This window comes from Paraburkholderia sp. 2C (assembly GCF_054589215.1).
The window spans coordinates 30,353-41,797 of record NZ_BAAILL010000065.1 but is presented as its reverse complement, the minus strand read 5'-3'; the positions used below and the strand labels follow the sequence as shown (position 1 = coordinate 41,797).

Genomic DNA, 11,445 nt, shown 5'->3' with positions numbered 1-11,445 from the left:
CGCCTTGATCTGGCGTGCCGTTCCGGCGGCGGTGAGTTGCGGTAGCGGGTGACGTTACAGTTGAAGTCAGCGCGTTTCGATCGGATCAGACCGGATCAACGCGCCGGAAGAAAAGCGTGCCACGTCTCGACAAAACGCTCTTCGGCACGCACGTCACCGCGAGCCATTGCGGAAGCCAGTTCGCAAAACCGCGCCATCTCTGCGACACCGGGATAGCGATTCTGCAGCGCCGCCCCTATCTGGGCGAAGCATTGCGCCGCCTGCGGCGGCTGCAATTTATGCAGACGCTTGGCGGCGAGGGCTAATGCAATCCACGCCAGCAGCCCGCATTTGAAGTCGTGGCTGGCGGTCTGCTGCGTCGTTTGCGTCGGGCTGGTGCGGAAATAACCGAGCGCTTCGTTCAGGTAACCGAGTGGCTTTTTCAGGCTAGCGGACAGGAAGAAGCCAATATCCCCGAGACCTTCGAACGAAATACCTTCCATGCGCGGCTCTGCCAGCAAGCCTGCGACCTCATCACTGAACACGGCGTTCGATAGTTCGCCAAACCAGTTGTTGCATTGAGGAATCGTGGTGGCGAATACGAGATCCGACTCGAGCGACAACATGCGATGCGGGTGCTGTGCAACCGCATCGGGGCGCGGCAATTGCGCGACCGGCTGCCCCGACTCGATGGCCGTCCAGCGCTTGCTGATCGTGCAATCGAACTGGCCCGTCGCATGCATCGTCGTGTGCCGTTCGTAGAAGTCCGGGTAGATCACGTCGTCGTCCAGCAGGAAATGGACGAGCGGCGTCGCACCGTTCCACGCTTTCAGCAGATGACGGATATTGGCGAACGCACCCTTACGCGGGCCGTCGATCACCTCGATGTTCATCGCCTGCGTGGCGGATTTGAGCGGCTCGCTGCGCAGCGCAGCCTTGAACGCGCCGTTCGGGCTGTCGTCCGAGATGATGATCCGCGCCGGCTTGACCGTCTGATGATGCAGCGCGGTCAGCAGCTCGTTTAGATACTTGGGCTTGAACGCCGGAATAACGGTGGTGATTTTCATGGAAGATTCTGGATCGCACTAACGGTTGCGGAAAAAGCGAAGCGGTCAGGCGAAATGCTCGAGTACGCTGGTAGTTACGGCTTCGATGTCGGATGCGTCGAGATACGGCGCCATCGGCAGGCTCAGCACGCGATCCTGCAGATGCTCTGCAATCGGCAACGCCGGCCACGCTTCGTTCGCATAGGCTTGCTGACGATGACAGGCCGTCGGGTAATGCACCAGCGTGCCAATTCCTTTTGCGCCCAGATGCGCCTGCAGCGCGGCGCGATCGCCTGTTCTCACGACGTAGAGATGCCACACGGGATCGGCGCCTTCCAGTACATGCGGCAATTCCAGCGGCGCGTGCCCGAGCGCCTCCGTATAGGCAGCAGCCACTGCGGCACGTTGTGCGTTCTCGGCATCCAGATGACGCAGCTTCACGCGCAAGATAGCGGACTGCATCTCGTCGAGCCGCGAATTCACGCCCGCCATTTCATGCCGGTATTTCACGCTCGATCCGTAGTTGCGCAGCTTGCGCAGCGTCGCGGCGAGTGCATCGTCGTTCGTGGTGATGGCGCCGCCGTCGCCCAGCGCGCCGAGATTCTTGCCCGGGTAAAAGCTGAAGCCCGCCGCGTCGCCGAGGCCGCCGGTGCGCCGGCCGCGATAGCGCGCACCGTGCGCCTGCGCGGCATCTTCGATCACACGCAGTCCGTGCCGGCGCGCAATTGCGTTGATCGGCTCCATGTCGGCCGGCTGGCCGTACAGATGCACCGGCATGATGGCGCGCGTGCGCGGTGTAATGGCGGCTTCGATCAGCGTCGGATCGATGTTGCAGGTGCGCTCGTCCGGTTCCACGGGCACGACGCGCGCGCCTGCCTGGCTCACGGCGAGCCATGTCGCGATAAACGTGTTGGATGGCACGATCACTTCGTCGCCGGCGCCGATCCCGTACGCGCGCAAGATCAGGTGCAGCGCGTCGAGGCCGTTGGCGACGCCAATGCAATGCGCGACGCCGCAGTAGGCGGCGAACTCGCGCTCGAAGGCCGATGTTTCGTCGCCGAGCACATACCAGCCGGATTGGAGCACCCGGTCGATCGCTTCGCGAATCGCCGCATCATGCGGCGCATTGACCCGTTTGAGATTGAGAAAATCGATTGTCATGGCAAGGCGTCAGGTGTGTGCTGGACGATCAGGCCGTCACGATCTCTTTGCGTCGCGCGAGCGACAGAAACTCGTTGTGATCGCGAATGTAGTCAGCCGGGTCGTAGACTTCCGATGCCAGCACCATGCACACGCCGCCCGACGAGAAGTTGTCGAGCGTGCGCCACATCATCGGGCAGATATAGAGGCCGTAGTACGAGCGGTTCAGATGAAAGCGCCGCTGACGGTCGCCGTCGTCGAGCACGATGTCGAAGCTGCCCGACATCGCCACCACGAACTGGTGCAGTTTCCTGTGCGCGTGCGCGCCGCGATCCGAGCCGCCCGGAACGTCGTACAGGTAGTACACGCGACGGATATCGAATGGAATGTGATTGCCGCCTTCGACGAAAGTCAGATTGCCGCGCGGGTCGGTAATCTTGGGCAGCTCAACGATTCGACAATCATTCAGCGGCATCCCCACTCCCCTTTAGATTCAATTCGTAGAATTCATGGACCACGCCGCCGGCGCCGAACTCGTTCTTGAAACGGATCAGCCCTTCGTTAAGAGTGTGTCCCTGGTCTTCCGTGCTGATGCCGAAATCGAAAAAGCGTTTGCCGGCCAGCCGGCTTTGTTCGATCGCCGCTTCGAACACGAGGTCCAGCGCGTTGACCTCGTAGCCTGTTTCGCTGGACGCAATGTACTGTGCGTGCGCCACCGTGCCGGACAGGAACAGCACAATGCCTGCTTCAACCTTGCCGTCGAGCAGCGCCGCGACAAGCCGGATATGCTCGGGAAACCGTCCGGAGAGCAGCGCGATTTCGTCGAGCGTGTGGACGGGGCGCGCGTCGTGCTTGCGTTGCAGGTTGCCGGTGAGCACCTGCCACAGCGCCGCGGCATGCTCGCCGCCTGCCACGACTTCGACACCGGCACGGCGCGCTTTCTTCTGACCGCGCGTGCGGCGCTCGCTGATCGCGAGTCGATGCTGCAGGTCGATACAGCTCGACAGATCGCAGCGATAACGACGCGCGCCGAGGCGAAACAGCGCGTACAGGTCTTCCTGCGCGGGCGCGCTGTGGTAAATGTGCGGGACGGCCTTGTATTGCAGCCTCGCGTAGCCGCTCGCATCCCATAACACTGCGGCGCTTTGCAGCGCGTCCAGCATGGCCGGTCCGCGCAGACGTCCTTGATGCAGTACGCCGCCATACGTGATGCCGGGATGCGACACGATCACGTCGCGCTGACCCGGATGCTGTGCGGCGGGCATCAGGCCAAGCAGCGCGCCGTCGTCGTCTTCGATCAGGACTGAGCGGTCCGCAAAACGGTCGCCGTGATACGACAGAAAGCGGCGCGTATGCAGAAAGGTCGCGCCGTAGCAGCGCGCGCAAAACGCGTCCCATTGCTCCGTCGCGTCCGGATGGAAATAGCGTGCTTGCACTACGGCTCGACCTGTTCGGCAATGCCGAAGCCCGTGCCGCCGAAATCGTTGCCGTCATAGAGCAGCCAGGTTTTGCCGGCGGTCTGGATATCGATGCCAAATGCAACGGACTCTGCATCCCAGCCATCGTCGGATACGGTGAGTCCGATCTGATCGTCACGGCGCTGCCATTGCAGGCCGTCGGGCGACTCGGCGTAGCCCATCACATAACGCGTAGGATGGCGATTGCGGATTGAATAGAACATACGGTAGCCATCCGGTCCCTGGCGCACCACGGGCCGTCCGAAACCGTGTTCTTTGGCAAGGTCTACCGGCAACACGAGACGTCCCTGAGACGGCCAGTGAATGCCGTCCTCCGACTCGCCGTAGCGAATGTCGTACACGGGCATGCTCTTATCGCCGATCTGCTCCCACGAACCGCCCGCGATGTACCACATGCGAAAACGTCCCGCGTCCTCCGTTACCCACGGACCGCAGCGGAAATGCTCCTCCCCCGGCGACCGCTCCAGTACCGGCGTCGTCTGCACGCGCTGAAACGTCGCGCCGTTGTCCTCGCTCACCGCCAGTCCGGTCAGCAGCCGGTAACGAATGTGGTGACACAGCTCGAAGCCCACGTAATACATCAGCAGCCGGCCGTCCGACGCGCGCAGCACGCTGGTCTGGAATACGCCGTTGTCGTCGAACGCACCCGGTGCGCCGACATCCAGCACCGGCTCTTCGCTGTACCGGATCACCTTGCGCGGGTCCTGCGGATCGAGATCGACATAGCCCACGCGGCCCACGTTATGCTCGTCGCGGCATTGCACGTAGACGCGCAGGGTGTGCTCGTCGAGCCAGATCGGCGTCGGGCTGGTTGCGTGACTGCGCGCCCACCATTGGGAACCGGACGGCTTCCACACCACGCCATGTTTGAGCCACTTCATGCGGGTACTCTGAACATGCGGTTGGCCGAGACGGCGGCGGCCTCGGCATGCTCGGCCTTGAACAACGCACCGGGTTCGGTGTTCTTCATGATGACCGTGTTGGGGCCGAGCCAGTTGTCTCTGGCCAGGGTGAGATTGTTGGCGAGCGTCGCGTTGACGCCCAGAAAGCTGTTTTCGCCGACATCGCAGAAGCCCGCAACGACGACTTGCGACGAGATGAACACGTTGTCGCGCACCACGCTGTGGTGGCCGATGTGATTGCCGCTCCACAGCACGACGTTGTTGCCGATCTTCACGAACGGCTGAACCGTGTTGTCCTCGAAGATGAACACATGCTCGCCGAGCGACACGTTGCGCCACACGAACGCGCGCGAACTGACATACGATGCCAGCGCGAAGCCCTTCTCACGTGCCGTGTTGGCGAGCCGCGTGCGCAGCCGGTTCAATTGCGTGTAAGCGGTGGCCACATACACATGATGATTCGCCGGCGAAAACTGCTGCTCGAGCGTTTCAAACGGCACCACGGGCAAGCCATGCAGCTCGGTCCGCTTCAGATACGGCTGCTCGACCGAATGCGCCACCACCTGGTACTCGGAATCGTGGTCGAAGTATTCGCGCGCGATTTCCGCGAAGGCAGAATCGCCGACAATCACCAGTTTCTTCTTTCCCATGGCGGGTCCTAATGGTCATTGTTGAAAGTATCCGCGAGATCGCCGTCCGGCAAGCCGCGGAATAACCGGCAGAACACGGGTCAATTTGGCGCTTGAGCGCCCGGGCAACGACTGCCGGCCGGCGGGCACGGCCCCGCAACCCGCGCGGCAGCGTGTCGGGAACAGGCTGCGGCGGCCCGCGCGAGCGCGGTTTTTTACGCGCCTTTGACTGCCATTCCCGTACAAGACCAGATAACATTCCACCCCGGACAGGGCCAAAGGAGTTTTGCATGATGCGGCAGTGGAAAGCGATCACGAGGCATGCGCCGGAGCCATCGCAGACAAGGCCAGTCGGCGCCGCCGTCGTCGTCCTGATGGTATGCAGCGCCGTGCTGCTGCCGGCGCGGCAAGCTCGCGCCGCGATGAATTTCTGTGCAGCGCCCGCGTTGCAGACCAGTGAGCGGACCAATGCCGATCCCGGCGTCAAGGCGCTCGTTGCGAATGTGCAGGCCCATCTGAACGACTCGCCGCGCGCGCTGCCGAAATTGCACACCGAAGGCACGCTGCCGCACGAAGGCATCTACGACCAGAGCAAGGCGGCCGAGCAGGATCTCGAATTGCTGCGCGACGCGGCGCTCGCCTGGCGCGCGACGGGCGACGAGCGCTATCTGAAGTACGTCGACCGCGTGCTCTACGCATGGGTAACAACCTACCAGCCGAGCTTCAACCCGATCGACGAATCGCCGTTCGACGGGCTGATTCTCGCCTACGACATGACCGCGAGCGCGCTGCCTGTCAAAACGCGCAATGCGGCCATGGCGTTCCTGACGAAACTGGGGAATGGCTATATCGCGCAGATCGATGCGCAGCCGCGGCCACTCACCGGCACCTTTCGTAACAATTGGCAGAGCCACCGCGTGAAGCTGGTTTCGATGGCGGCTTTTACGCTCGATAACCGCAAGATGATCGATGCGGCGCAGCGTCTCTTTGTCGAGCATATCAACGACAACATCGCGCCGGATGGCTCGACCGTCGACTTCGCCGAGCGCGATGCGCTGCACTACGTGACATACGACCTGCAGCCGCTCGTGATCGCGGCGCTCGCCGCGCGCCGGCACAACCGCAACTGGTTGCCGCAGCGCGCGCCGAGCGGCGCGACGCTGGCCGCGGCGCTGGCATGGCTCACGCCGTACGCGACAGGCGCGAAAACACACGACGAATTCGTGCATTCGCAGGTGCCGTTCGATGCGAAACGCCGCGATGCGGGGATGCCCGGCTTTACGGGACCGTGGAACCCGAAGGACGCGGCGGAGCTGTTTCACCTCGCCGCGCGGCTCGACGGCAAATACACGCCGATCGCGCTGAAACTGGCGCCGACGCCGCCCGCGTGGCTCGCGGTGTGTCTGCCGTTGCCGGCGCGGGCGCAATAGCGGGCGCGGCAATCGCACGTTCATGGCGCGATAAATGCCTCGTACTTGAAGAGGCAGAAGGTGTAAAAGAAGTTAAAGCAGTTGCAGGTCGCCACCCGCGACCACTGCGGCGGGACGCTCACAAGGCCAACCGCCACGGCATCACTCATCGCATCGCAGGAGCAGACATGGCAGTCAGCGTATTCGACCTCTTCAAAATCGGGATCGGTCCGTCCAGTTCGCATACCGTCGGCCCGATGCGTGCCGCGCTGATGTTTGCTCAAGGGCTGGAGCGCGACGGCCTGCTTGAATCCACGGCATCGGTGAAGGTCGATCTGTACGGATCGCTGGGCGCGACCGGCAAGGGCCACGGCACCGATCGCGGCGTCATGCTCGGCTTGCTCGGCGATGCGCCCGACACCGTCGACCCGCAAACCATCGGCGAACGCCTCGACGCGATCCGCACCTCGCGCACGCTCGCACTGCTCGGCAAGCACGACGTGCCGTTCGTGCCGAAAGATCAGATTTCGTTTTATCGTCAGGCGCTGCCCGAGCATCCGAACGGGCTCAAGCTGCGCGCGTTCGATGCGCAAGGCGGTACGCTGCGCGAGTCGACGTATCTGTCGGTCGGCGGCGGCTTCGTCGTCACGGCGGGCGCACCCAATACGAAGGTGCTGGCCGCCGTCGACGAGCGCACGCATCCATTCAGCACCGGCAACGATCTGCTCGAGATGTGCCAATCGACGGGCAAGTCGATCGCGCAGTTGATGTGGGAAAACGAGCGCGCATGGCATACCGACGAGGAAACGCGCGCTGGCCTGCTGAAGATCTGGGACGTGATGCAATCGTGTGTCGCGCGCGGCTGCGGCATCGGCAATCCCGATGCGGATGGCACGCTGCCCGGCCCGTTCCAGGTGAAGCGCCGCGCGCCCCAGCTTTATCGCGCGCTTGCCAATAACCCGGAGCGGGCGCTGCAGGATCCGCTGTCGATGATCGACTGGATCAATCTGTACGCGATCGCGGTCAACGAAGAAAATGCCGCGGGCGGCCGCGTCGTCACGGCGCCGACCAATGGCGCGGCCGGCATTATCCCGGCCGTGCTGCATTACTACACGCGCTTTATGCCCGGCGCGAACCAGCAGGGCGTCATCGATTTTCTGATGACGGCCGCGGCGATCGGCATTCTGTACAAGCTCAATGCGTCGATCTCGGGCGCGGAAGTGGGGTGCCAGGGTGAGGTGGGCGTCGCATGTTCGATGGCGGCGGGCGCGCTGGCCGCGGTGATGGGCGGCACGCCGTCGCAGGTCGAGAACGCGGCCGAGATCGGCATGGAGCACAACCTCGGGCTGACCTGCGATCCGGTCGGCGGCATGGTGCAGATTCCGTGCATCGAACGCAATGCGATGGCCTCGGTGAAGGCGGTCAACGCGGCGCGCATGGCGCTGCGCGGCGACGGCAGCCATTACGTGTCGCTCGACTCCGTCATCAAGACGATGCGCGAAACCGGCGCCGATATGAAAACGAAATACAAGGAAACGTCGCGCGGCGGGCTTGCGGTGAACATCATCGAGTGCTGAACTGATGGCTGCAGGGTGGCGTCGTTCCCGACAACAACATTCGGAGACTCATCGCAATGCCTCAGTCGAACCCTTCCGCCGATTCTTCCACTACGACGACCGGCGCGCGGCTCGTCGTCGATGCGCTGCTTACGCATGGCGTCGAACGTGTCTTTTGCGTGCCGGGTGAGAGCTTTCTGGCCGTGCTCGATTCGCTGCACGACGAGACGGAACGTATCCAGACGATCGTCTGCCGGCATGAAGCCGCTGCCGCGAATATGGCCGAGGCGGTCGGCAAGCTGACGGGACGGCCGGGCGTCGCGATCGTCACGCGTGGGCCGGGCGCGACGCACGCGTCGATCGGCGTGCACACCGCGTTTCAGGATTCGACGCCGATGATTCTGCTGATCGGCCAATGCGCGCGCGCGCATCTCGACCGTGAGGCTTTCCAGGAAATCGACTACCGCCGCATGTTCGGTCAGATGGCGAAATGGGTCGCGCAGATCGACGACGCGCGGCGCATTCCCGAATACCTGAGCCATGCGTTCCACACGGCGACGTCAGGCCGGCCGGGACCGGTGGTGCTCGCGTTGCCCGAAGACGTACTGAGCGATGCGTGTGCCAGCGTGCCCGGTGCGCCAGCCTATCAGCGTGTCGCGGCGGCGCCATCGCCCGCTCAGCTCGAGCGGCTGAAGTCGCTGCTCGACGGCGCGCAACGGCCCATGGTCATCGCGGGCGGCAGCGGCTGGACACCCGATGCGTACGCGGATTTGCGCCGCTTTATCGAAAACTGGCAGCTGCCGATTGGCCTTGCCTTCCGCTTCCAGGACACCTTCGACAACGAGCACGCGAACTACGCGGGCGATGTCGGCCTCGGCATCAATCCCGCGCTCGCGCAACGCATTCGCGAGGCCGACGCGCTGATCGTGGTGGGGCCGCGGCTCGGCGAATCGACGACGGGCGGCTATACGCTGCTCGACATCCCGAAGACGAAGCAGACGCTCGTGCACGTGCATCAGGGCGCGGACGAATTGGGACGCGTGTATGCGGCGGACTTGCCGATCGTATCGGGCATGCCGGAGATCGCGTCCGCGCTCGCTGCGCTGCGTCCCGCCGCCGCGCAGCCGGCATGGCGCGGCGCAGCCGAAGAAGCGCACCGCGCGTATCTCGAATGGCGCAAGCCGCGCGCGATGCCCGGCGACGTGCAGCTTGGCGAGATCGTGCAGCAGCTGCGTGCGCGCTTGCCCGAAGATGCGATCGTCACGAATGGCGCCGGCAACTATGCAATCTGGTTGCACCGTCACTTTGCGTATCGGCATTTCCGCTCGCAACTGGCGCCGACGAGTGGCGCGATGGGTTATGGCGTGCCGGCGGCGGTCGCGGCGAAGTCGATGTATCCGCAACGAATGGTGGTGGCGTTCGCGGGCGACGGCTGCTTCATGATGTCGAGCCACGAACTCGCGACAGCGATGCAGTATGAGTTGCCGGTGATTTTTATCGTCGTGAACAACGGCCATTACGGCACGATACGCATGCATCAGGAGCGGCATTATCCGAACCGCGTGCACGGCACGGGTTTGACGAATCCCGATTTCGCCGCATTCGCAAAGTCGTTCGGCGCGCATGGCGAGACGGTTTCGCGCACGGAAGCGTTCATGCCTGCGTTCGAGCGCGCCGTTGCGGCGAAGCGGCCTGCATTGATCGAAATTCGGATGCCGAAGGAAGCGAGTACGCCAGGCGCGACGCTCGAGCAGATCCGCGAGCAGGGCAGGAAGCGGCGCGGCGAGTGACCGGGCGGGGAAATCGGCGAGAACCGCGGGAAGGTGCGGGGCAAACCGGAAGGGAAACTGCGCGGACTCAGGGACCGGAGTTAAACTCCATCGCGATAAAGTGCCAATCATGGCCGGCCTCAACTTTCATCAAACTGAGACCACTTTCAGGTGTTATTCGGCCATTCGGCTCTACGGGCGTCACCGATAATCGCGAGATTTAGTCTGCCGCTCGTGCGCATTTGCAGGCTGAACAGAACGGAGGGTAGTTCCGATGGTTCAAGGGTCGAACGACGACATCCCGCGCGTCGGCGGGTCGAAGGCGCTCAACGATGTCGACGTCCGCTGGCAGCAACTCGAAGTGACGGGCGCCGCCCGCGCGGCGCTGCTCGGCAGCGCGCCGTGCGTGCTGTGGTTCACGGGCTTGTCCGGAGCGGGCAAGTCCACCATCGCGAATCTCGTCGAAAAGCAGTTGCATGCGCTTGGCAAGCCGACCTATCTACTCGATGGCGACAACGTGCGGCACGGCCTGAACCGCGATCTCGGCTTCACCGACGCCGATCGCGCGGAGAATGTGCGCCGTGTGGCCGAGGTCGCGCGGCTCATGGCCGATGCCGGCCTGATCGTGCTCGTGTCGCTGATTTCGCCGTTTCGCGCGGAACGGCGGATGGCGCGCGAACTGATGAAGCCGGGCGAATTCATCGAGATCTTTGTCGATACGCCGCTTGAAGTGGCGGAGGCGCGCGATCCGAAGGGCTTGTACAAGAAGGCGCGGCGCGGCGAACTGAAGAATTTCACGGCGATCGATTCACCGTACGAGGTGCCTGAAAAGCCTGAAATTCGTGTCGAGACGGCACAGTGCGATCCGGCGACGTCGGCATCGCAGGTGCTGGCCGCGCTGCAGCAGGCGTGGCAGAACGAGTCACCGCAACCGACGGGCGCGGCGGCGAAAGGCGGTACGCCGGATGAGTATGCGGGTTCGCCGATCGTCGCCGCGGCAATGGCGGCGAAGAAGGCCGCGGCAAAGAACGCCGCATCGGAATACGCCGATTCGCCGATCGTCGCCGCGGCGATGGCAGCGAAGAAGGCGGCGGCAAGCAACACCGCGGCAAGCAGTGCCACCCACTCGCAACCGGCCGCCCCCAGGCTGCACACCCGCACGATCTTCTCTTTCGTCGTCGATGCCGAGCCGCGTTTCGCGCACGAGGGCTATCACCTCGCGCGCTCGCTGATCCAGCACAGCTGCAATCAGCCCGCCGACATCAACGTGCAGTTCACGCGCGAAGTCGATGCGCAAACGCGCGACCTGTTCCGCGAGCTCGGCTGTACGCTCCACGACATCGAGCGCTTCGGCGATGGCCGTTATTGCAACAAGATCGCGCAACTGGCCAACCTGCATCGCTTCGACTTCGACCATGTCGTGCTGCTCGATACCGACATGATCGCTGTCGCGGACATTCGTCCGTTCCTCGGCGTCGAGGCGGTCGTGGCGAAAGTCGCCGATGTCGCGGAGCCGTCGCTCGACGTGCTCAAGGAA

The 11,445-nt window shown here is 63.6% G+C and carries 9 protein-coding genes and 1 pseudogene; 4 read left to right on the top strand and 6 right to left on the bottom strand.

The window, feature by feature from the left end:
* Window positions 1-95: 95 nt before the first annotated feature.
* Genes ACYPXD_RS29115 through ACYPXD_RS29090 form a run of 6 tightly spaced genes read right to left on the bottom strand, consistent with a single transcriptional unit; the run spans window position 96 to window position 5,195 of the window.
* Window positions 96-1,046, bottom strand: coding sequence for a glycosyltransferase family 2 protein (locus tag ACYPXD_RS29115; RefSeq protein ID WP_459719888.1), 951 nt, complete (start codon window positions 1,044-1,046; stop codon window positions 96-98).
* A gap of 45 nt (window positions 1,047-1,091) precedes the next feature.
* Complete coding sequence (locus tag ACYPXD_RS29110) at window positions 1,092-2,186, bottom strand: DegT/DnrJ/EryC1/StrS family aminotransferase (RefSeq protein WP_459719885.1); 1,095 nt, start codon at window positions 2,184-2,186, stop codon at window positions 1,092-1,094.
* Between the two features lie 28 nt (window positions 2,187-2,214).
* Window positions 2,215-2,640 carry a sugar 3,4-ketoisomerase gene (locus tag ACYPXD_RS29105; protein WP_459719882.1) on the bottom strand — a complete coding sequence of 142 codons (426 nt, stop codon included), beginning with the start codon at window positions 2,638-2,640 and terminating at the stop codon, window positions 2,215-2,217.
* Window positions 2,627-3,601 carry a GNAT family N-acetyltransferase gene (locus ACYPXD_RS29100; RefSeq protein WP_459719879.1) on the bottom strand — a complete coding sequence of 325 codons (975 nt, stop codon included), beginning with the start codon at window positions 3,599-3,601 and terminating at the stop codon, window positions 2,627-2,629. Before ACYPXD_RS29100 ends, ACYPXD_RS29105 begins: the two co-directional genes overlap by 14 nt.
* Window positions 3,601-4,524, bottom strand: coding sequence for a glycoside hydrolase family protein (locus tag ACYPXD_RS29095; RefSeq protein ID WP_459719875.1), 924 nt, complete (start codon window positions 4,522-4,524; stop codon window positions 3,601-3,603). Before ACYPXD_RS29095 ends, ACYPXD_RS29100 begins: the two co-directional genes overlap by 1 nt.
* Complete coding sequence (locus ACYPXD_RS29090; protein WP_459719869.1) at window positions 4,521-5,195, bottom strand: acetyltransferase; 675 nt, start codon at window positions 5,193-5,195, stop codon at window positions 4,521-4,523. The genes ACYPXD_RS29095 and ACYPXD_RS29090 overlap by 4 nt, the downstream gene beginning before the upstream one ends.
* A 353-nt stretch (window positions 5,196-5,548) precedes the next feature.
* Between ACYPXD_RS29090 and ACYPXD_RS29085 the strand changes: the two genes are divergently transcribed.
* From ACYPXD_RS29085 to cysC, 4 genes and pseudogenes are all read left to right on the top strand, one after another.
* Window positions 5,549-6,604 (top strand): alginate lyase family protein, encoded by a 1,056-nt coding sequence (locus tag ACYPXD_RS29085; RefSeq protein WP_459720903.1) that lies wholly within the window; start codon window positions 5,549-5,551, stop codon window positions 6,602-6,604.
* Between the two features lie 167 nt (window positions 6,605-6,771).
* Entirely contained in the window at window positions 6,772-8,160 is a 1,389-nt protein-coding gene (locus ACYPXD_RS29080; RefSeq protein ID WP_459719866.1) for an L-serine ammonia-lyase, read from the top strand.
* Between the two features lie 56 nt (window positions 8,161-8,216).
* Window positions 8,217-9,929, top strand: a complete 1,713-nt coding sequence (locus tag ACYPXD_RS29075) for a thiamine pyrophosphate-binding protein (RefSeq protein WP_459719863.1) — start codon at window positions 8,217-8,219, stop codon at window positions 9,927-9,929.
* Between the two features lie 316 nt (window positions 9,930-10,245).
* Window positions 10,246-10,809: pseudogene (gene cysC, locus ACYPXD_RS29070) on the top strand (adenylyl-sulfate kinase); the annotation flags it as partial.
* Between the last annotated feature and the right edge of the window lie 636 nt (window positions 10,810-11,445).